The organism is Bradyrhizobium sp. HKCCYLRH2060 (assembly GCF_051168135.1).
Lineage (GTDB): Bacteria > Pseudomonadota > Alphaproteobacteria > Rhizobiales > Xanthobacteraceae > Bradyrhizobium.
Genome location: NZ_JBNPUK010000012.1, coordinates 114,881 through 137,164, shown reverse-complemented (window position 1 = coordinate 137,164; position 22,284 = coordinate 114,881). Strand labels below are relative to the sequence as shown.

Below are 22,284 nucleotides of genomic sequence, written 5' to 3'. Positions count from 1 at the left end.
TGCCGCCTCACCGAGACCGCGAACACGGATTCGCTCGCGAATCCGGTCCAGCCTCTTTTAACCATGATCGGGGCCGGGTGCGAATCATAGGCCGGCGGAAAGACCCGTCCGGCACGATCGCTTCGACCGCCAGTGGAAAATATCGTTCTGCCGCGCCGCGATATCGCCCGATTTTCAAGCGGGCCGCTGCAGCGCCGCGGCGAGCTTCGACACGAACTTGTTGACCCAGAAGATCTTCTTGCTGCCCTTGATGACGACGACGTCGCCCGGCGCCAGCAGCGCCGCGACCCGGCCGGGATCCAGCGTCACCGGATCCTCGTGCCAGCCGAGCCGCTTTGCGTGCGGCAGGCTGTCGAACAGGTGACGCATCAGCGGACCGACGCAATAGACGCCATCGACCCCGGCGAGATGAGCCACCATCCCCTGATGATAGGCCGGCGCCTCGGCGCCGAGCTCGAGCATGTCGCCAATCACGGCGATGCGCCGCCCCCGCACCGGTCGCGCCTGCAGACTGTCGAGCGCTGCCGCCATGCTGGCCGGATTGCCGTTGAAGCTGTCGTCGATGAGAACGATGTCGCCGACGGTCTGCTCGACGCCACGGCCCGTCATGATGCCGACATGGCCGAGCGTCGGCGCGAGCAGCGCCGGATCGAGCCCGGCCGCTGCGATCGAGGCCAGCGCCGCCAGCGCATTGTGCAGGCGATGCGGCGCACCGGGCGTCAGCGCGAATGCGACGCGACGACCGGCGACATCGGCGATCACATCCCAGGCTTCGCCGCGCGAGTTGTGCGAGAGCTCGCGCACCTCCGCATCGCCGCCGAAGCGGATCAGTTTGCCCGTCCATTCCGGCGCCGCGAGATCTGAGGGAAGCACGAGGACGCCATCGGCTGGCAGACCGCGCGCGATCGAGACCTTCTCTTTCCTGATCGCTTCCAGGCTGCCGAGCTTCTCCAGATGCACCGGCTGGACGTTGACGACCAGCGCCACCGTCGGCTGCGACAGCTCCGTCAACCGCGCGATCTCGCCTGTCTGGTTCATGCCCATCTCGACGACCCAGACCGAAGCGGAGGGATCGGCGTTGCACAGCGTCAGCGGCACGCCCCAGAAATTGTTGAAGCTGGACGGACTCGCGGACGCGCCGGGATAGGCGGCGATGAACTCCTTGGTCGAGGTCTTGCCGGCGCTGCCGGTCAACCCGATCACCGGGCCGTGGAAGCGCGCCCGCGCGGCGCGCGCCAGCGCCCACAGCCCATCGATCAGCGTGTCCGGCACCACGAGCTGCGGCACGGTGACGCCATCGATCCTGTGCGGCACGATCATCGCCACCGCGCCAGCCGCTTCGGCGTTCGCCGCAAACTCCCAGCCATCGCGGCTGGAGGCAAAGCTCGACACGAAGCCGCCACTCGGCGTGCCGCTCAGCGCCACGAACAGGCTGCCGGGCTTCACCGCGCGGCTGTCCTGCGTGACGAAGTCGATTCGAGTCTCCGGATAGTCGCCGGTGAGGCCGAGCGCGCGCGCCGCCTCTGCCACGGTCCACAGCGCCTTCGTCATGATGTCCTCGATGCCAACGCGTCCGCGACCGCTTCATGATCGCTGAAATGCAGAATATTGCTGCCGATGATCTGTCCGGTCTCATGGCCCTTGCCGGCGATCACGAGCGCATCGCCGAGCTGCAGCTCGCCGATGGCGACCCGGATCGCCTCCGCCCGGTCGCCGATCTCGCGCGCCCCGGGTACGGCCGCCAGGATCGCGGCGCGGATCGCAGCCGGATCCTCGCTGCGCGGATTGTCATCGGTGATGATGACGCTGTCGGCCTCTTCGGCGGCGATCGCGCCCATCAAGGGACGCTTGCCGGTGTCACGGTCGCCGCCGGCGCCGAACACGACGACGAGTTTTCGGGCGGCATAGGGCCGCAGTGCATGCAGCGCCTTGGCGAGCGCGTCCGGCTTGTGCGCGTAGTCGATGAAGATGGGCGCACCATTGTGCTCGCCGACCAGCTCAAGCCGGCCCTTGGCGCCCTCGAGCTGCTCGAGCGCTTCGAACACGGCCTGCGGATCGCTGCCGGTGCCGATCGCAAGGCCCGCTGCGACCAGCGCATTCTCGATCTGAAACGCGCCGACCAGCGGCAGCCGGACCGCATGCATGCGGCCGCAATGCTGGATCTGGAGCTGCTGCGCAAAGCCGTCGATTGCAGCGGCCACGAGACGGATGCCCTCGCCCGCGCCATCGCCATGGGTCCCCACCGTCATCAGGCGAAGACCGCGCGTCTGCGCCGCAGCGATGACCTCCGGCGAGCACTCATGATCGGCCGAGATCACCGCAGGCCCGCCCGGCGGAACGAGATCGCGGAACAGCCTGAGCTTGGCGTTGAGGTAGTGCGTGATATCCGGATGATAGTCCATGTGGTCGCGCGACAGGTTCGTGAACCCGCCGGCCGAGACCCTGACACCGTCGAGCCTGAACTGATCGAGCCCGTGCGACGAGGCCTCGAACGCCAGATGGGTGACGCCGTCCTGCGTGATCTCGTCGATCTGCCGATGCAGCGCGATCGGATCGGGCGTCGTCAGCGAGCCGTAGACGGTGCGCTTGTCCGACACCAGCCCGACGGTCCCGATGCTGGCCGAGCTGCGGCCGAGCTTCTGCCAGATCTGCCGCGTGAAGGCGGCGACCGACGTCTTGCCGCTGGTGCCGGTGACGGCGGCAATCGTTGCCGGCTGGCGCGGATAGAACCGCGACGCAGCCAGCGCGAGCGCCCGCCGCGGGTTCGGCAGCGCGATGAATGGAACGGCCAGCTCTGTTCCAGGACCCGCCCCACCGGCTACGGCAACCGCGCCGGCCGCGATCGCCGCCGCGATGAAGCGGGAACCATCGGTCTTGGTGCCGGAGAGTGCAAAAAACAGGTCGCCGGGCCGCACGGCGCGGCTGTCGACGGCGAGGCCGGATATCTCGACTGCGGCGATGGGAGCGTCGAGCGTCGCCTGATCGCCCAGGAGGTCGTGAAGTTTCATCCTGGTTCCGTGCCAGTCCTGGCCCCGCCCGGGGATGGCGGCAGCTCCAAAGCCTGCGATTCGACGACGGCTTACTGTGTCAGCCGCGATGCCGCAAGAATTTGGCGGTCGGACGGCGGCAGGTCGAACCGGGGCTCGATTCCCAGCAGCGGCCCGATCCGGGAGATCACGTTGCCGGCGGTCGGCACCGCGTTCCAGCCCGAGGTGATGAAGCCATAGGTTTCCTTCAACGGCTGCGGCTCGTCCAGCATGATCAGCAGCTGGTATTTTGGCTTGTCCGCCGGGATCACTGCGGTGAAGAGGGTCAGCACCTTCTTCTTGGCGTAGCGGCCGTTGATCACCTTCTCGGCGGTGCCGGTCTTGCCGCCGATGTAGTAGCCCTTCACGTCAGCCTTGCGCGCGGTGCCGATCTCGGCGTTCAGACGCATCAGATAGCGCATCTTTTCGGAGGTCTCCGGCTTGATCACGCGCTTGGCGACCTGCATCGCCTCCGCCTCGGTGCGCTTCATGAAGGTCGGCGGGATCAGATAGCCGCCATTGACCAGCGCGCTGACGCCCATCACGCCCTGCAGCGGCGCCACCGCCATGCCGTGACCAAACGCGATCGTGATCGTGTTCAATTCGCTCCAGCGCTTGGGCAGGATCGGCGAGGCACTCTCCGGCAACTCGGTGCGCAACCGGTCGAACTGGCCCATCTTGCGCAGGAATGCCTTGTGGCCCTCGACGCCCTGAGTCAAAGCGATCCTGGCGGCGCCGACGTTGGAGGAGAAGGTGAACACCTCCTTCATGGTAAGGAAGCGGCCCTTCGGCTCGTCGTCGTGAATGGCGAATTTGCCGTAGTGCAGCGGCCCGCGTGCATCCCACAGCGAGTTGAGATCATACTTGCCAGTGTCGAGCGCCATCGCGAGGGTGAACGCCTTGAAGGTCGAGCCCATCTCGTACACGCCCGTGGTCAGGCGGTTGATCCGGTCTGGATCGTGCGCTTCCTTCGGGTTGTTGGGATCGAAATCCGGCAGCGACACCATGGCGATGATCTCGCCGGTCCTGACATTGACGACGAGACCGGAGGCCGCCTTGGTCTTGAACTTCTCCTTGGCCTTGAGCAGTTCGTCGCGCAGCGCATGCTCGACGCGTAGGTCGACCGACAGTTCAACCGGCCGCTGCAGTCGGTCGGTGGCGAAGCCGGCGCGATGCAGGTCGGCGAGGCCCTGATTATCGAGCCACTTCTCCATGCCGGCGATGCCCTGGTTGTCGATGTTCACCAGGCCGATCAGATGCGCCACCTCGTTGCCGGTCGGATAGACACGCTTGTTCTCGCGCAGGAAGCCGATGCCCGGCAGGCCGAGGCGATGAATGTCCTGCTGCTGCTTCGGCGTCATCTCGCGCTTCAACCAGACGAAGCCCTTGCGCGACATCAGTCGGTCGCGGACCTCGCCCGTATCGAGATCCGGCAAGGTCGCCGTCAGTAGCTCGATCGCCTCGTCCTTGTCGATGAGGCGACGCGGCTCGGCGAACAGGCTCGGCGTCTTCACGTCGGTGGCGAGAACGGCGCCGTTGCGGTCGACGATATCGGGGCGCGCGGTGGCGATGGCGTCCTGCTGCGCGGCGCGCCGCGCGCTCGGACCATCCGAGCCGATCGCGAACATCACGAGGCGGCCGCCGATCACCGCGTAGACGGCGGCAAAGGCAATGATCGCGAGGCCGACGCGCGCGCGCGCCTTGGCAGTCCGATCGACATCGCGCCCATACAGCAGCGTGCGCACCAGACGTTGCCGCCAGGGTTCCTGCGGCTTGACGTCGGGCCGAAGCTGATCGGTCATTGCTGATCCTCCGGGCGACGCACTGACCCGGTCACGGGGGGCTCTTCGTTGATCGCGTCGATCGCATCGATCATCGATCCGATCGGATCCGGATTGTCCGGTCGCGCAAATCGCGGGGGCCGCTCCGGCAGATTCTTCAGGCTGTCGTATTGCGTGGCGTTGAGCGGCTTCAGCGGCAGATGCCGCTCGACCAGCCCTTGCAGCCGCAGCGGCGCGTCGAGCTTGGCCCATTCCGCGCGCAACACTGCGATGGCCTCGCGCTGCTCGCGGATCTCGGCGCGCAATTGCAGCACGCGCTCGACCCGTGCCGTGGAGTCCATCTTGATGCGATAGACATAGGCCGCCGCGAAGATCAGCGAGCAAATCACGACGAGGTGCAGGAGGCGCATCGGTCAGCCTCCTCGCAGGACATCGGCCAGGCGCGGCCAGGGCGAAGAAGATGCCGAAGCGTGCGCCGGCGCGGCCGTACGCTCGGCACCGCGCAGCTTGGCGGACCGCGCCCGCGGATTGGCGTCGGTCTCGGCCTCCGCGGCCACGACCGGCTTGCGGTTGAGCAGTTGGAAGCTCGGTGCCTCCTGCGCGATCTCGGGCAAATGGCGCGAGCCGCCGCCGGTTCTGCTGCGCTCGGCGAGGAACGTCTTGACGATGCGGTCCTCGAGCGAATGGAACGAGACGACCGCCAGCCGGCCGCCCGGTGCCAACACGCGCTCCGCGGCCGACAGCGCCTGTTCGAGCTCGTCCAGCTCCTCGTTGACGAGAATGCGCAACGCCTGGAACGTGCGCGTCGCCGGATGGATGTCGCCAGGCTTGGATCTCACCACGCGCGCGACGATGTCGGCAAGCTGCCGCGTCGTCGTGATCGGCTGTTCCTTGCGCGCGGCCACGATGGCCCGCGCCACGGCGCGCGAGTGCCGCTCTTCGCCAAAGATATAGATGACGTCGGCCAGAGCGCGCTCGGCAGCGTGGGCGACGACATCGGCGGCCGTCGGTCCCGTGCCGCCCATCCGCATGTCGAGCGGGCCGTCGAACCTGAACGAGAAGCCGCGCGCGGCGGAGTCGAGCTGCATCGAGGAGACGCCGACATCCATCACGACGCCGTCGACATGCGTGAGGCCTTGCGATGCACAGATGTCGGCCAATGCCGAGAAGCGGTTCTCGACCAGTTTCAGGCGATCGCCCGCTTCGGCGAGGAGACCAGCGCCGCCGGCGATTGCAGTGCTGTCGCGATCGATCCCTATGACCCGTGTTCCCGCCGTCGCCAGGATCAGGCGCGTATAGCCGCCGGCGCCAAAGGTCGCATCGACGTAGGTTCCGCCGTCGCGCGGCGCCAGCATCTCGACCGCTTCGGGGCCGAGCACCGGGACGTGTCGCTGGTCAGCCGTACTCACGCGGCCGCTCCGCGAGCGCGCCGTTGCTTCAGACTGATTTTGGTCGGCAGCGAGCCCATCGCGCCTTCGATCCTCGCGCCCCGTCAATTCGCCAAGCCATCTCTCGGGACGCTCCGTCATCCGTGGAGCCGTCACGACATCAGCAGCACGATCCGGCCACGTCGAGACCCTCGATCCGACAGCGATCGCACGGCGCCGGAGCGCCCCGGAACCGGTTTCGATCGTAATCTGCCGTGCAGGACCTTGCATCGTGGCGGCTTGCCGTCCCGAAAGCCGGCTTGGCTCTTCACCACTCAGTAACGGCGTTTAGCGTTAACAAACCGTTGACGGTCTGTGGCGGATGTTAGGCACTTGGAGTGCGAAGCAGAGCCGGCGCGCCGGTCGGCGGACGTGCCGTCGCGATACAACGGTCGGCTCAATATCGAGGGCTCGCATGCGATTTCGATTGCGGCTGGGACATGTAAAAGAGTAGTGCCTGCCCATATCCGGTTTGAGCCATCGCCGCCGCCGTCCGCTTCGAGTCGTTCATGCCCAATCCCTCCGACAAGCCGGAATCGAAGCGTTCCCGTGCGCTGCCGATCCCCAAAGGCGTTGCCGACCTGCCGGTCTTTACGCCGGACTCGTCGGTCGCCTCCGACGTCATCCCGTCGGCCAATTTCGGCGAGCGCAAGGGCGGGCGCCAGCCGGACATGATCATTCTGCACTACACCGGCATGCCGGATGTCGAAGGGGCGATCACCAAGCTGTGTACCGCCGGCAGCGAGGTCTCCGCGCATTACGTCGTGCTCGAGGACGGACGCATCGTCCAGTGCGTGCCGGAGGCCTTGCGCGCCTGGCACGCGGGTCTCTCGTCATGGGGCGGCGAGGAGGACATCAATTCCTGCTCGATCGGCGTCGAGATCGTCAATCGCGGCCACGATTGGGGCTATCCGGATTTCCCACCGCGGCAGATCGCGGCGGTGATCGCGCTGTGCCGGGGCATCATGCTCCGCCGCAACGTCCCGGCGCATCGCGTGCTCGGGCATTCCGACGTCGCGCCCGCGCGCAAGAAGGATCCGGGCGAGAAATTTCCGTGGCATTCGCTGGCGAATTCCGGCGTCGGCCATTGGGTGCAGCCGGCGGCGATCACCAAGGGCGAGACGCTGAAGCTCGGCAGCATCGGCGACGACGTCAAGGGCCTGCAGAAGGCGCTCGCCAAATACGGCTATGGCGTGCCGATCACCGGCAAATTCGACGGCATCACCATGGATGTGGTCACGGCGTTCCAGCGACACTTCCGCCCCGAAAAGATCGACGGCATCGCCGACCGCTCGACCTTGTGGACGCTGCATGCGCTGCTGACGAGCCTTCCGGCCGAGGATCAGGCGCCGCGCGCCTGACGCGTCAGGCCTCCGCGTCGAGCTCCCCGAGCCGGCGTGCATAGAGACGCCTGAGCGGCGCGAGCTGCGTCGCTGCGCTCGCCTCGCGATAGGCCGCGCTTGCCTCGTCGCGCCGGCCGAGCCGCCGCAGGAGGTCCGCCCGCACTGCCGGCAGCAGATCGTACTGCTTCAATCCGCCACGGGCGGCCAGCGCATCGACCAGCGCCAGCGCCCGCGCCGGGCCGTCGACCATCGAGACAGCGGCTGCATGATTGAGCTCGATCACCGGCGAAGGCGCGATCCGCAGCAGAACCTCGTAGAGGCCGACGATCTGCCGCCAGTCCGTTTCAGCGTAACTGGACGCCTGGGCATGAAGCGCGGCGATCGCCGCCTGGACCGTGTAGGACTGCGGCAGCCCCTTCATGCCCAGCGCCTGTTCGACCAGCCCCAGCCCTTCGGCGATCTGCTCGCGATTCCACAGCGAGCGGTCCTGCTCCTCCAGCAGGACGATGTCGCCCGCCGCATCGGTTCGGCCGGCGCGCCGCGCATCGTGCAGCAGCATCAACGCGAGCAGGCCCTTGATGTCGCGCGCCTCCGGCATCAAGCCAAGCAGCAGCCGACCCAGCCGGATCGCCTCGCGCGCGAGATCCTCGCGAATCAGCTCCGTGCCGGAGGTCGCGAGATAGCCCTCGGTGAACACCAGATAGATCACGGTCAGGACGCCGCGCAGCCGCTCCTCGAGCGCCTCGCGTCCCGGCACCTCGTAGGGAATGCCGGCGAGACGGATCTTCTGCTTGGCGCGGACCAGGCGCTGCGCCATCGCCTCCTCGCCGGTGACAAAAGCGCGGGCGACCTCGGCGGTGGTGAGGCCGCAGACCGTGCGCAGCGTCAGCGCGACCTGGACCTCCGGCGCGAACGACGGATGGCAGCAGATGAAGATCAGCCGCAGCATGTCGTCGTCGAGATCGGCCGGCGCGTCGGCGTCGTCGCTGGCGGCATCACGCTCGATCGCATGAACGATCTCCGCCTCCTTGTCGCGAAAATTGCTCCGCCGCCGGATGCGATCGATGGCCTTGTTGCGGGCGACATTGACCAGCCACGCCCGCGGGTTGGCGGGAGCGTCGGACCCCCGCCATTTGAGCAGCGCCGCAGCGAACGCATCCTGCAGCACGTCCTCGGCCAGATCGAAGTCACCGACGAGCCGGATCAAGGTCGCGAGTGCGCGGCCGGCCTCATCGCGGAACACCTTGTCGATCGCATCGGGCGTCATCGGTGACCTTCTCGGCAGCGAGCCGCACCGGTCTCAATGATTGTATTGCCAGACCGGCCGCACCTCGATCGAGCCGAGCCGGGCGCCGGGAATCCGCGCGGCAATCCCGATCGCCTCGTCGAGATTCTTGGCCTCGATCATGTAGTAGCCGCCGAGCTGCTCGCGGGTCTCGGCGAACGGACCATCGGTCGTGAGGATCTTGCCGTCCCGCACCCGCACGGTGGTCGACGTCGTGGTCGGCTGCAGCCGATCGCCGCCCTTGTAGTTGCCGCTCGAGATGATGGACTGGGTGAAGGCCTGATATTCCGCCAGCATCTTCCCTTCGGCCGCCTTCTCCATCTTCGCGTATTCGACCTCGTTCAGATAGATCATCAACAGATACTGCATCGGACTTGCTCCTCATGTTCGGCTGGATCGCCGACATCCAGTCGAACGGCGCCGACATGGAACGACACGCGAAGGATAATATTTTTCGCCGGCATGGCGATGGCTTGACGTGCTGCTCGGAAAGCCCCATTCAGGCCGCATCAGTCGGCCGGACGGCCGCTCCGGCAAGCGCCGAAAGGCCGCCGGGGAGGAAAGTCCGGGCTCCATCGACATGCGGTGCCGGATAACGTCCGGCGGGGGCGACCCCAGGGACAGTGCCACAGAGAACGAACCGCTTCCTCCCGCGAGGGAGGCAAGTAAGGGTGAAAAGGTGCGGTAAGAGCGCACCGCGGGGCCGGCAACGGAACCGGCATGGTAAACCCCACCGGGAGCAAAACCGAATAGGGACGGCCACGCGGAGACAATCGCCCAGGCACTTTGTGTCAGGCGATGACGTCCGCGGGAGCGATGTCAGGCTCGCCGTCCGGGTAGGTTGCCCGAGGTCACGCGCAAGCGCGATCCCAGAGGAATGGCCGTCGCGTATCGTCATGCGCAAGTGTGGCGGTGCCCTACAGAACCCGGCTTACAGGCCGGCTGATATGTTCATGAGGGGCTCGGCGCCGACAGCGCCGGGCCCCTCACCATTTGTGTTATCCCGCCGCCGAGAGCTGGCCGAACTCGATGGCCTGCCGCTCGAACAGGCTGCGATAGAGTCCGCCAGGCTTGCCGACCAGCGCGGCGTGGCTGCCCTGCTCGACGATGCGGCCACGATCGAACACCAGGATGCGGTCGAGGCTGCGCACGGTTGCCAGCCGATGCGCGATCACGATCGCGGTCCTGCCCTTCATCAGCCGCTCCATCGCCTCCTGGATCAGCGCCTCCGATTCCGAATCCAGGCTCGAGGTCGCCTCGTCCAGGATCAGCACGCGCGCATCCGCCAGGAACGCGCGCGCCAGCGCCACCCGCTGCCGCTCGCCCCCCGACAGCTTGACGCCGCGCTCGCCGACGAGCGTACCGTAGCCCTTCGGCAGCCGCGTGATGAACTCATGCGCGTTCGCAAGCCGCGCCGCCTGCTCGATCTCCGCCTGGCTGGCGCCCGGCCGGCCATAGGCGATGTTCTCGGCCAGCGAGCGGTGGAACAGGATCGGCTCCTGCTGCACGATCGCGATCTGGCTGCGCAGCGAGTCCTGCTTGGCATGGGCGATGTCCTGCCCGTCGATCAGGATCCGGCCGCCGCTCACGTCGTACAGCCGCTGTACCAGCTTGACGAAGGTCGTCTTGCCGGAGCCGGAGCGCCCGACGAGGCCGATCCGTTCGCCCGGCCGGATGTCCACCGACAGCCGATCGTACAGCGGCGCACGATGGCCGCCATAATGGAACGTCACCGCATCAAACACGATGTGGCCGCCCGTCACGGCGATCGGCCTGGCATCGGCGGCATCGACGATGCCGATCGGCTCGCCATGGATCGCCACCAGCTCGTCCATGTCGTTGACCGCACGCTGCAAGTTGTTGATGTGCATGCCGACGTCGCGCAGATAGGCATGGATCACATAGTAGCTGGTCAGCACATAGGTGACGTCGCCCGGCGAGGCCCTGCCCGCCATCCACAGCAGGACGGCGCCGCCGATCACCGAGGAGCGCAGGCACAAGAGCACGCCGAGTTGCGTCGCAGCCGTGGTGTTGTAGCGCAGCCAGGTACGGTTGACGCGCCGGGACCAGCGGCTGACGACGCGCATCAGCCTGGAGTCCTCGCGCGCCTCGGCGCCGAACGACTTCACCACCGCATTGCAGCTCAGCGCGTCCGCCAGGGTGCCGCCGACCTTGGTGTCCCAGGCATTGGAGATCCGTGCGGCCGGCGCGATGTAGCGGGTCGAGAACGCCACCGTCATCGCGACGTACAGCACCGCGCCGACGGCGATGACCCCACCCAGCGCGCCCCAATGCAGGCCGAGCAGCACCATCGAGCCCAGCAGCACCGACAGCGACGGCAGCAGGGCCAGCAGGATAGTGTCGTTGTAGAGGTCGAGCGCCCACATGCCCCGGGTGATCTTGCGCACCGTGGAGCCGGCGAAACTGTTGGCGTGCCAGTCGGTCGAGAACCGCTGCACGCGCACGAAGGCGTCGCGCGCCACGTCGGACATGATGCGCAGGGTGAAAGGCACGATCAGTTGCAGGCCCGACAATCGCAGCACGATCGAGGCGAAGCCCAGCGCGACGATGCCGGCGAATGCCACCAGCGCGGCATGTCGCGCATCGCCGTTTGCCGGGCCGAGCGTCAGCGCATCGACGAGCTTGCCGGAGAACACCGGCATGAACAGGTCGGCGGCGGTGGCGCCCAGCAGCGCGCATGCAATGCCGAGGGTCATGCGCGGCTGCTTCAGCCAGTGGCGGAACACGAACGGCATCACGACGCGGATGGCGGCGGGACGCTTGTCGGCCTTCAGGCCGGAGACGTCGACGGTCATGGCATCATCCGGCCGCGCGCGCAGCGCCAGCCGGCTCCAAATAATGCAGACGTGACGCGTCGCGCGGTCTGCGGATGAGTAATCAGGCGTTGGGAAGTTAGGCGGTGGTGCTCAAAGCGAGCGGCCGAACACCAGAACAGGCATCGAGCGGGTGCACGCGATCTGCAGATGCGATTCAGTCATGCAAATCTCCCCGGTTCGAGCGACAATTCTTGTTCCATACCATCGAGGGTATGATTTGGCAACCCGCAGGCGCCCGCGGGCCGCTCACGTCAATGTGCGTCGCCGCCGCCGGCCATCGGCGAGCTCGGCTTGTTGAGCAGCATCACCATGAAGCTGAGCGCGATGTAGAAGCAGGTCAACATGAAGAACGCATCGCCATAGCCCATCACCACCGCCTGCCGGTGCACGATCTGCGACAGCTGCTTCATCGCCATCAGCGCCGAGTCGCCCATCCCCTGCAGCTTCTGCTGCAGCATGTTGAGGGTCTCGACCGCGGTGGCATTGCCCCAGTTGACGCGCTCGTGCAGGCGGGAGATGTGCAGGTCGGTGCGGTCGTTCAGCACCTGGTTGATCACGGCAAGGCCGACGGCGCCGCCGAGATTGCGCATCAGGTTGAACAGGCCGGAGGCGTTCTTGACCCGGTCGGGCGCGAGCGTGCCGAGCGCGATGTTGTTGGTCGGCACCATCGCGAACATCATGCCGACGCCGCGCAGAACCTGCGGCAGGAACAGCTCCCAGAAATCGTAGTCGCGGGTGATGCCGGTCATCTGGTAGGAGCCGATCGCGAAGATCACGAGGCCGAACGCGATCATCAGGCGCATGTCGACCTTCAGCATCAGCCGACCGACCACCGGCGCCATCAGGAACATGGTGACGCCGGAGACGAACATCGTCTCGCCGATCATCAGCGCACTGTAGCCGCGGACCTCGGCGAGATAGCGCGGATAGATGTAGGTCAGGCCATAAAGGCCGATGCCGATGCAGAATTGCAGCAGGCAGCCGACCGCGAAGTTGCGGTTGCCGAACGCGAAGAGGTCGACGATCGGCTCGTCGGCCGTCAGCACCCGCCAGAAGAAGCACACCGCCGAGACGGCACAGACCGCAGCGAAGATCGCGACCGAGGTGTCCTGCAGCCATTCATATTGCGGCCCCTCCTCCAGCACGTATTCGAGCGAGCCGAGGAAGCCGGCCATGAACAACAGGCCCCACCAGTCGAAGCGATCGAGCAGCTCGAAATGCGGCTCGTCGAAATCGACGAGCGCCAGCACGCCGATCGTGATCAGGATGCCCGGCGGGATGTTGACGAAGAACAGCCAGTGCCAGGACATCGCATCGGTGATGTAGCCGCCGACGGTCGGGCCCACCGTCGGCGCCAGCGTGGCGACGAGGCCGATGATCGGACCGACGATGTGGAATTTGGTGCGCGGAAACACCGTGTAGGCCGAGGCGAACACGGTCGGGATCATGCCGGCGCCGAGGAAGCCCTGCAGAGCGCGCCACAGGATCATCTGCTCGATCGAGGAGGCGAAGCCGCACAGGAAGCTGGAGATGGTGAAGCCGGCCGCCGAGATCGCGAACAACAGCCGCGTGCCGAGCGCGCGCGACAGGAAGCCGGACAGCGGGATCGCGATCACCTCGGCGATCAGATAGGCGGTCTGCACCCATGACACTTCGCTGGAGCTTGCCGACAAACCCGCCTGGATCTCGGTCAGCGACGCCGACACGATCTGGATGTCCAGGATCGACATGAACATGCCGAACACCATGATCAGGAACGCGATCAGACGCCGCGGCGCGATGCGGTCGGACGGCGCCGCCGGCGCGCTCATGGTGGGGTTGGCTGTGGTGGCGGTGGCCATGGTCAGTTAGTCCGCTTGGATCGAGGACCGCGCCGCATTCCCGGTGCGCTCCCCTCCCCCTTGTGGGGAGGGGCTGGGGGAGGGGGCCCACAACGGCGGTCTCGCCCGGAGTACCCCCCTCCCCAGCCCTCCCCCACAAGGAGGGAGGGAGCTGACTTCCGATGACGCGACAGCTCGTGCCCTCGCATCAGTTCAAAATACTTTCCCTGTCCAACTACTTCCCCTGCACCGTCGCCGATGCGTCGAGGTCGGCGTCGGTGTCGGCATCCTTGGCGTCGGTGGTGTCGACGGTGACGTAGACCGACATGCCGGCGCGCAGCAGGTTCTGCCGCGCCACATCCTTCGGCACGCGGATGCGCACGGGCAGGCGCTGCACGATCTTGGTGAAGTTGCCGGTGGCGTTATCCGGCGGCAGCAGGGTGAACACCGAGCCCGAGGCCGGCGAGATGCTGTCGACCACGCCCTTGAAGCCGCGCGCGCCATAGGCGTCGACCTTGATCGTGACCGGCTGGCCCGGACGGATGCGCCGGAGCTGGGTTTCCTTGAAGTTCGCGTCGATGAAGACCTCGTCGAGCGGCACGACGTTGCCGAGCCGCTGGCCGACCGCGATGAAGTCGCCGGTGTTGACGAGGCGGTTGGAGAAGGTGCCGTCGACCGGCGCGCGCACGGTGGCGAATTCGAGATCGCGCTCCGCCTTGGCGAGCGATGTCTTGAGCTCGGCGAGCTGCGCCTGGGCCTCGACCTGCTGCGCCTTCGTCACCTCGACATTGTCGCGCGCGGCGTCGTACGCGGCGCGGGCGGCGCGGACCGCGGCCATGCCCTGGTCGCGCGCGGCTTCCGACTGCTCGAAGGTCGCGTGCGAGGCAAAGCCCTTGCTGCTCAGCGCCTGCTGGCGCTCATAGTCGAGCCCGGCGCGCTTCATCGCGGCTTCGGATGAGGTGAGATTGGCCTGCGCCTGCTCGGCGGCGCTCTGCTGCGCGGCGACCTGGCGGCCGATGCGCGCGATCGTCGCCTCCTGCGTGGCGATCTTGCTGCGGGCGGCGTCGACCGCGATCTTGTAGTCGCCGTCGTCGATGCGGAAGATCACGTCGCCCTTGCGGACCACCGAATTGTCGCGCGGCACGATCTCCTGGATGTGCCCGGAGACGCGCGCGCCCAGCATGGTGTTGTTGGCGCGGACGTAGGAATCGTCGGTCGAGACCATGAAGCGGCCGACCAGATAATAGTGCGTGGCATAGCCGGCGGCGGCGAGCGCGAGCAGCACGCCGATGCTGGCCAGCACCCGCTTGCGCTTGCCGGATTTCGGAGCCGCGGCGGCCACGGCCTGCGGCTTCGCGCCCGCGGGAGCGCCGGCCGGCGCGGGCCGTTCGGATGGAGCCTCGGTGCTGACGTCGGCCTTCAGGTCGCCAGGCTTGGCATCAGCAGGCTTGCGCTGCGCCGTGTCGCTGGCCTGCGGCCGGACCGGCTCAGACCTCGTCTGTTCCGGCGCTTCATCAGCGTCCGGACGGCGCGCCCGTACAGCCTGGTCTCTCGCAGCGGCCATCAGAGACTCCCACCCATGACAGCGGGGCCGTCGAGGCCCCGAAAATTCCGACCGAACCGTTCGGTCAATCCATATCTATCATTGACCGAACCGTTCGGTCAATCTATATCTTCGCTACCGCAACATATCCGCGCAGATGCTTTTGTGACGTTGGCGCCGGCCAAATCTTCGGGAACAGCCTAAACCAATGATTGAGGCGGACCACACCACCACCCAGACGACGTCGGACGACGATTCCTCGAAGCGCCGACAGATCCTCGAGGGCGCCCGCAAGGTGTTCATGGACATGGGCTTCGACGGCGCCAGCATGGGCGAGATCGCGCGCGTCGCCGGCGTCTCCAAGGGCACCCTCTACGTCTACTTCGCCGACAAATTCCGCCTGTTCGAGGCGATCGTCGCGGAGGAGACCGTGCATCGGGGCGCCTCGAACTTCAGCTTCGATCCCGCCCGCGACGCCGCGACCGTGCTGTACGAATTCGGTACCGCCTGGATCGCGGTCGTCTGCCGCCCCGGCGGCGGATCGGCGATCCGCACCGTGATGGCGATCGCCGAACGCATGCCGGAGGTGGGACGGCGCTACTATGATTGCGTCATCGAGGGCACGATCGGCCGGCTCGCCGCCTATCTGCAGGCCCGCGTCGATGCCGGGGAGCTCGCCATCGACGATTGTCACCTCGCCGCATCGCAATTCCAGCTGATGTGCCAAGCCACGCTGTTCCTGCCCTTCATCTTCCAGGGAGCCCCCGCTCCCTCGCCCGACGAGACGCACAAGGTTGTGGCCAGCGCGGTGCGCATGTTCCTCGCGACCTACGGCATCAAGAGTTGAGACGCCGCTGACCGCCGCGATGCGCGCGCCGATGTCGGCACAACGGATATCGGCGCAAGACATGTCAGCCCGAGATATGTCAGCATGAGACATGCGCTCTCCTTCTCGCGGCTGGTGACGCCCGAGCTCTGCAATCGGATCACCCTCTGATCGATCGGAGGGTGCAGGGAAGGCCGGGCGCTGGCCGCGCCCGTGGCCCGCCTGCGGAAAAAAATGCAGGCGGCAGGTACCACAGGTTCAGCCGAGATCACCCGGCCCTCCCTGCGCGGTGGGCTTACGATTTATACGTACTCTCCCCGGTGTCCGGGCTTGTAGCCACCGTCGCCGTCCGGCTCATCACCGAACGACTTAGCGCCAGCATCGGGGCGCCAGGACCATACGACTTCACCGTCCTGCCGGTCGCGTTCGTCCGCTCGCGATTCCAGCGCGCTGCGCGCCGACAGGCCACCGCTCCCCGCCTCCAACGCTCGTGACGACCGCGAAACGTCCCTCTTCGATCGAGGCGGGATGCGGAGAGAGAACCATGAAATTCGGAAAAATGGAAGCAGAATATTTTTCGCGCGGGGACTGGACAGGGCAAATCAGGTTGATGGGACTGACAAATTTAGTTTTTGCGCGCACATGGTCTTTAAGGCGCATGACAGCAGCAGCAGTGCGGCGTCATCGCGAGCGAAGCGACGCGATCCAGGGGCCGCACCAACAGTCTGGATTGCTTCCGCCTACGCCCGATCGGCTTCGGCGGACACGTCGGCGCAAGGGCGCCTTGCAATGACGTGGACGATGCAAGGCGCGCAGGGTGGACAAACGGCGCCTTGCTCCGCTGCAGCCGCGGGTGACAATGCAACGGCGCTGCCCCCCTCCAAAACCGATGCACCTGGCTGAACTGGACAGCCGGCCGGAGCCTAAAGTCCGAGAAGGGCCATACCCGGACGCTCTCCTCTGCCGAAAGACTCGTTGTAGATTGATCGAGCTAGAAGAAGGTTATAAGGCGCAGAGCCTTTTTGTCGGGCAAATACTCTAGCGCCACAGCGTGCCGCGATGGCTTGGCATCCTTCCGCCTAAACTCCAGCATGATGGTGAACTTAACGGTGCTGTGCTCTTCGATGTAAGTCATGTTGTAGATGTAGTTAGACGCGAGCTTTTCCGAGATCGCTGTCCGCAATCTGTCAACGGTAACGTCTTGCATGTCCGCCATTTTCAGGCTTCCGTTCTTGTTAGCCTGCAAGTACTTCAATTTTTCTTCGGAGATGATCACCTCAAGATCGGAGATATCGGCTGGCACAGGTGACACCGCGTTGAGTGAAAGTTCAACATCTCGCTCGCGGCCACGCAAAAAAGGGCGCTCGATCTTGTAAGAGAGCAAGAGGCCTGGCAGCGGATCTGCGATGCTTTTGCAAGTGTAGCCGCTTTCCTCAAAAGCCCAACCGGCCGTGTTTACGTCTTCGGTATTTGGCCTATCGGGCTCGTGCTCCTGTAAGATAATGCGCTTGTGCTTGATGCCCAGGTTGACGAGCGAAGTCGCCAGATAGACCTTGAGTCTGGACATGTAGGTCATGTCAGCAAAGCCGATGAAGGCCTCGTACCTCATCAGCTCTTCCACGAAATTCACCGCCATCTTGTCCGTGAGGTTATTAATATAGACGGCAAAAAACTGTGTGTGATGTCGAAATTTCACGTCACGAATGAACATTGCACCCGCATTCATGGCGTCGACCAAATCGTCCGGCCGTCCATGATCCAGAAGATCGCCGTCCAAAATGCTGTGTGTGCTGTCCTTCGGAAACAGCGGGATGACGCGCTCTGAGATCGCGTGACCGTAAGAGCCTGAGCCGGTCTTGTCGCTCTCGAAGAGAAGGGCCAGTTCTTTTCGGTCGGTGCTCGGTATAAGCGCCCGTCTTAGCTTACGATAGGCAATGCCCTTGAGTTCGAGCGCATCAACGAGCTCGTCCCGCCAGCCCTGAATTTCTTTCATCATCTGAAATGGTGAAAGGCCGAAATAGTCCCGAACAACTTCGGGCATCACGTTGTCCCTGGCGTTCAGGGTATAGATCACATTCTCGACCATGCTGGATGATAGCGCACACTCCCGCCGGGAAGCTACCTCCAGACGGCGCAATCTCTAGTCTCGGCGTCTCCTTCGGGTCAATAGCTGAGACTGTTGACTAAGCCGCTGCTTAACGAGAACTGTCGCCGCCAACAACGCCTCGCTGCTGGTCCAAAATACGCCTCAGCTCCGACGCGGGTCGACGAATTGCTCGCTTGGCGCGTCGGCCAATCGATCTGCTGTGTCGGAAAAACGCATAACCAGCGAGCAGAATTGCAGTGACGCCAGAAATCACGTGACCAGCCGCTAGAGTCGCAAAGCAGAGCGGCCCACCGACGCAGATCACACCGGTCCATAGTAGACAGAATCCAAGGTAAGTTTTGCCCGTCGGGATACCGCTGCTCATGGTCACAACCGTAGCGCCTTTATGATCTCTCGGCCCGGCAAAATCGTCCGCGCCGCATCCGCACGTGGCCAATGGTGAATCTAGGATTGACGCTATCTGCCATTGTCCCGGTCGGACCAGGCGCTAGGTGTTTCGCCAACGGCATCCGCAGGCGCATGACCGGGCGCTGGCCGCCGGCTCTGGCAGCGCTCAGAGCAGTTGCTCGACGCAGCCTCGACGATGTCACGCGCAGCCATGCGGGCCATCTGATGGGTATCGGAAACATCAGTTGTAGGGTGGGCAAAGTAGGAGCCTGCAGGTCGGTCGCGTGCCCACCATCGCTCCGCGCACGAGAAAGCGGAATGGGGGGCACCGCGCGACGCATCACGTATGATCAGCGGCATCGGGGCGGGCATGACATTGGAGGATTTGGCCGGCAGTGTGCCAAATCTCTTTCTGCTCTACTTCTTCCCGCTCTTGGTCGTGTGGGAATGCGAGTGGCTGTGACTATGGGCGTGGCTATGCGAATGCGCATGCCCATGATCATGCGCCGCCTCGATCGGCATCATCGCGACGTGGCCGTGGCGGACGCCGCGTTCGGCGATGACGTGGTCGGCGAAGGCCTTGACCTCGCGGCGCTCGCCCTTGAGCACGGTGACCTCGAGGCAGCTCTCCTGGTCGATGTGGACATGCAGGGTCGCCTGGGCGAGGCCGGAATGGTCATGCGCCTCCTGGGTCAGCCGCTTCGGCAGCTCGCGCGCGGCATGGTCGTAGACGTAGCTGAGGGTCGCGATGCAGGAACGGCCGTCACTGGCGCCGGTATCGGCGGTTTCGAGGCCGCTGCGCAGCAGATCGCGAAACGCTTCCGAGCGGTTGTCGTAGCCGCGCCGGGCCATGAAGGCGTCGACCTCGGCGAGCAGGTCGTCGTCGATCGTGATCGTCAGGCGCTGCATGTCCCGTCTCCCTGAGCTGCGCGGCAAGCGCCTATCCACCGCATGAGTATGATGTGTTCACGTTGACATCATACCGGTGTCACCTTAGCGTTCTTTAACATTCGACAGTGGGGCGATCCAAGCGAGCATGTCGCGGGCCAACGAAGGCGCGCGGCAGTTGATGATGCATGCCCTGTGGCGAGTTCGAGGGGCGTGACGATGCGGTGGTGTGGGGCGAGTGTTGGCGTGCTGATGGCGGCCTTGGCGCATCAGGCACAGGCACATCCGGAACGGCCCCCCGCAGAGCTGCCGACAGTCGATGTGGATGCGCCCAAACGGACCGCCAAGCCCAAGCCGCAGGCGCGACGCACGGCACAGCGGCCGGTTTCGGATGCACTACGCCCGCGCATCGGAGCGACGCCGGCCGCGACAGCCGCGGCAGCGACGCCCCCATCCGGCACGCCCAGTGCCGGCTCCGGTGCGCCGCACCCGCAGGGCATGGCGAGCGAGGTCGTCATATCAGGCGAGGAGATCAACGCCCGCCCAGCCACGCGGCCCGGCGAGGTGCTCGAAGCCGTGCCCGGCCTGATCGTCACGCAGCACTCCGGCGAAGGCAAAGCCAACCAGTATTTTCTGCGCGGCTATAATCTCGATCACGGCACCGATCTCGCGTTGTTCGTCGATGACGTGCCGGTGAACATGCGCACCCATGCGCATGGCCAGGGCTATGCCGATCTCAACTGGCTGATGCCGGAGACGATCGGCCGGGTCGACGTCCGAAAGGGCCCGTACTTCGCCGACGAAGGCGATTTCGCCTCGGTCGGCAGCGTCCATATCGGCCTGGTGGACAGCGTGCCGAAGGCGATCGCACAGATGACGGCCGGCAGCTTCGGCTATCGCCGCTTCTTCGGCATGGACTCGGTGCATGTCGGCGACGGCCATCTGCTGATCGCCGGCGAGGCCGGCCGCTATGACGGTCCCTGGACCACGCCCGACGACGCCAAGAAGCTGAACAGCCTAGTGCGCTACTCGCAGGGCACGGCGACTGACGGCTTCTCGATCACCGGCATGGCCTATGCGAACCGCTGGACCTCGACCGACCAGGTGCCGGAGCGCGCCATCACCTCGGGAACACTCGGGCGCTACGATTCCGAAGACCCGACCGACGGCGGCAAGACCAACCGCTTCGCGCTGTCGGGCCGCATCGCCGGCACCGACGAGGCCGGCTCCTGGAAGGCCAACGCCTATGCGGTGAAGAGCCAGCTCGATCTCTACAACAACTTCACCTACGCGCTCAGCAACCCGACCTACGGCGACCAGTTTCACCAGCATGACGACCGGCTGATGCTCGGCGCCAACGCATCGCGCACCTTGAACGGCAGCTTTGCCGGCCGGCCCATGGAGACGACGTTCGGCGTCCAGACGCGCTACGATGACATCGCGCTGGCGCTGGCCAACACCCGCCAGCGGGTGCTGCTCTCCGACATCGATCCCTTGAGCACCGGCGTCGTTCGCGCCGACAAGGTCGGCGAAGGCAGCGTCGGGCTGTATGTCGAAAACACGGTGCGCTGGACCGACTGGCTGCGCACCACGGTCGGCTATCGCGGCGACTATTATCAGACCCACGTGTATTCGCTGACCAATGGCAACAACACCGGCGATGCCGCAGCCAGCCTCGGCAGCCCGAAGTTCCGCATGGTGATCGGGCCGTTCGACAAGACCGAGTTCTTCCTTGGCGCCGGCTACGGCATGCACAGCAACGACGCCCGTGGCGCGACCACGACCGAGGATCCCGCCGATCCGACCAACAAGCTCGCCTCCTCGCCGCTGCTGGTACGCACCAAGGGCGCCGAGGTCGGCGTGCGTACGCGCATCATTCCGGGACTCGATTCGTCGCTGAGCGTGTTCATGCTCAACCAGGATTCCGAGATCCTGTTCTCCGGCGACGCCGGCGACACCGAGGCGAGCCGGCCGAGCCGGCGCTACGGCTTCGAGCTCACCAACCACTATCGCCCGGCATCTTGGATCGACATCGACGCCGATCTGGCGATGACCCACGCCCGCTTCGTCGGTGACAATGCCGACCAGGCGGCGGTCTACGCCTCGCTCGCCGGCTACCCGCAGGCCCAGCTCGGCAATGCGCCGGGCAACTACATCCCCAATGCGCCGTCGATGATCGCCTCCGCCGGCATCACGCTCGGCGAGAAGACCGGCTGGTTCGGGTCCTTGCGCTGGCGCTATCTCGGCGCGACGCCGCTGACCGAGGACAACTATTTCCGCTCGACCGCGACCAGCGTGTTCAACGGCCGCATCGGCTTCCGCGACGCCAATGGCTGGCGCATCCAGCTCGACGTGCTGAACCTGCTCAACACCAGGGCCAACCAGATCTCCTACGGCTACGGCTCGCTGCTGCCGACCGACCAGCTGTACCAGGCGTGCTACGGCAACGCGCCGACAGGGGTGCCGGCCCAGGTCTGCCAGACCGGCGTCAAGGACCGCGTCCTGCACCCGATCGAGCCGCTGACGTTCCGGGTGACGGTGGCGGGGACGTTTTGAGGCCGACCGCTATCGCGGCAACAGCGGTCGACTCCCCTCCCCTTGCGGGCAGGGCGATCGCACATGGTGAAAGAGGCCGGGCGCGCAGTCTTTCCGCGACCATCCTTCGAGACGCCCGCCTTCGGCGGGCTCCTCAGGATGAGGGCCTTTCTCCGCCGCAAAGCTGTTGATCCTCATGGTGAGGAGCGTCGCTCTTGCGACGCGTCTCGAACCATGAGGCCATGAAAGGTCCGCCCGGGAAAACCATATGCGATCGCCCTGCCGCAAGCGAGGAGAGGTCGGATTGCATCGTCAGACGCAATCCGGGTGAAGGGGGTACAGGTCTATCCACCTGCGCTTCCCGTGCGTCTGCCCCTCACCCCAACCCTCTCCCCGTAAAGAACGGGGAGAGGGAGCCCACCGTCCTCGCCGCAAGAGCCTGCGTTACATCTCAGACCGCTCGGATTTCTTCGTGCAGC

General features: G+C 65.6%; 15 protein-coding genes and 1 other RNA gene. 4 read left to right on the top strand and 12 right to left on the bottom strand.

The features are described 5' to 3' along the window. Positions 1-174: 174 nt before the first annotated feature. From ACQR10_RS22905 to rsmH, 5 genes are all read right to left on the bottom strand, one after another. Positions 175-1,551 carry a UDP-N-acetylmuramoyl-tripeptide--D-alanyl-D-alanine ligase gene (locus ACQR10_RS22905; protein WP_434848480.1) on the bottom strand — a complete coding sequence of 459 codons (1,377 nt, stop codon included), beginning with the start codon at positions 1,549-1,551 and terminating at the stop codon, positions 175-177. Continuing rightward, positions 1,548-3,008 (bottom strand): UDP-N-acetylmuramoyl-L-alanyl-D-glutamate--2,6-diaminopimelate ligase, encoded by a 1,461-nt coding sequence (locus ACQR10_RS22900; RefSeq protein WP_434848479.1) that lies wholly within the window; start codon positions 3,006-3,008, stop codon positions 1,548-1,550. The genes ACQR10_RS22905 and ACQR10_RS22900 overlap by 4 nt, the downstream gene beginning before the upstream one ends. 71 nt (positions 3,009-3,079) lie before the next feature. Then, a complete protein-coding gene (locus tag ACQR10_RS22895; protein ID WP_315802110.1) occupies positions 3,080-4,828 on the bottom strand; it encodes a peptidoglycan D,D-transpeptidase FtsI family protein in 1,749 nt (582 codons plus the stop codon). Continuing rightward, a complete protein-coding gene (gene ftsL / locus ACQR10_RS22890) occupies positions 4,825-5,217 on the bottom strand; it encodes a cell division protein FtsL (protein WP_315713444.1) in 393 nt (130 codons plus the stop codon). Before ftsL ends, ACQR10_RS22895 begins: the two co-directional genes overlap by 4 nt. Before the next feature lie 3 nt (positions 5,218-5,220). Beyond that, a complete protein-coding gene (gene rsmH, locus ACQR10_RS22885) occupies positions 5,221-6,216 on the bottom strand; it encodes a 16S rRNA (cytosine(1402)-N(4))-methyltransferase RsmH (RefSeq protein ID WP_316181708.1) in 996 nt (331 codons plus the stop codon). A 527-nt stretch (positions 6,217-6,743) separates the two neighbouring features. Here rsmH and ACQR10_RS22880 point away from each other — a divergent pair. After that, positions 6,744-7,595: an N-acetylmuramoyl-L-alanine amidase gene (locus tag ACQR10_RS22880; protein ID WP_315802108.1), complete on the top strand. Its 852-nt coding sequence runs from the start codon at positions 6,744-6,746 to the stop codon at positions 7,593-7,595. A gap of 4 nt (positions 7,596-7,599) precedes the next feature. Here the strand turns inward: ACQR10_RS22880 and ACQR10_RS22875 are convergent, their stop codons facing one another. Continuing rightward, complete coding sequence (locus tag ACQR10_RS22875; protein WP_316217732.1) at positions 7,600-8,844, bottom strand: RNA polymerase sigma factor; 1,245 nt, start codon at positions 8,842-8,844, stop codon at positions 7,600-7,602. Between the two features lie 33 nt (positions 8,845-8,877). Continuing rightward, positions 8,878-9,231, bottom strand: a complete 354-nt coding sequence (locus tag ACQR10_RS22870; RefSeq protein ID WP_315802106.1) for a YciI family protein — start codon at positions 9,229-9,231, stop codon at positions 8,878-8,880. Between the two features lie 140 nt (positions 9,232-9,371). On the opposite strand from ACQR10_RS22870, the gene rnpB reads away from it, so the two are divergent. Next, positions 9,372-9,812: RNase P RNA component class A (gene rnpB, locus ACQR10_RS22865), an RNA gene on the top strand. A 48-nt stretch (positions 9,813-9,860) separates the two neighbouring features. Here the strand turns inward: rnpB and ACQR10_RS22860 are convergent. From ACQR10_RS22860 to ACQR10_RS22850, 3 genes are all read right to left on the bottom strand, one after another. After that, positions 9,861-11,678 carry an ABC transporter ATP-binding protein gene (locus ACQR10_RS22860; RefSeq protein WP_434880327.1) on the bottom strand — a complete coding sequence of 606 codons (1,818 nt, stop codon included), beginning with the start codon at positions 11,676-11,678 and terminating at the stop codon, positions 9,861-9,863. A 272-nt stretch (positions 11,679-11,950) separates the two neighbouring features. Then, complete coding sequence (locus ACQR10_RS22855; protein WP_316181703.1) at positions 11,951-13,540, bottom strand: DHA2 family efflux MFS transporter permease subunit; 1,590 nt, start codon at positions 13,538-13,540, stop codon at positions 11,951-11,953. A 214-nt stretch (positions 13,541-13,754) separates the two neighbouring features. Continuing rightward, positions 13,755-15,083, bottom strand: a complete 1,329-nt coding sequence (locus ACQR10_RS22850) for an HlyD family secretion protein (RefSeq protein WP_316217735.1) — start codon at positions 15,081-15,083, stop codon at positions 13,755-13,757. A 187-nt stretch (positions 15,084-15,270) separates the two neighbouring features. Here ACQR10_RS22850 and ACQR10_RS22845 point away from each other — a divergent pair, with 187 nt between their 5' ends. Further along, positions 15,271-15,909 (top strand): TetR/AcrR family transcriptional regulator, encoded by a 639-nt coding sequence (locus ACQR10_RS22845; RefSeq protein ID WP_434891812.1) that lies wholly within the window; start codon positions 15,271-15,273, stop codon positions 15,907-15,909. A gap of 970 nt (positions 15,910-16,879) precedes the next feature. Here the strand turns inward: ACQR10_RS22845 and ACQR10_RS22840 are convergent. Next, positions 16,880-17,974 (bottom strand): hypothetical protein, encoded by a 1,095-nt coding sequence (locus tag ACQR10_RS22840; protein WP_434912076.1) that lies wholly within the window; start codon positions 17,972-17,974, stop codon positions 16,880-16,882. Between the two features lie 825 nt (positions 17,975-18,799). Then, positions 18,800-19,291, bottom strand: coding sequence for a nickel-responsive transcriptional regulator NikR (nikR, locus tag ACQR10_RS22835; RefSeq protein WP_434880330.1), 492 nt, complete (start codon positions 19,289-19,291; stop codon positions 18,800-18,802). 231 nt (positions 19,292-19,522) lie between these two features. On the opposite strand from nikR, the gene ACQR10_RS22830 reads away from it, so the two are divergent. Beyond that, entirely contained in the window at positions 19,523-21,826 is a 2,304-nt protein-coding gene (locus tag ACQR10_RS22830) for a TonB-dependent receptor (protein ID WP_434912089.1), read from the top strand. The last annotated feature ends 458 nt before the right edge of the window (positions 21,827-22,284 follow it).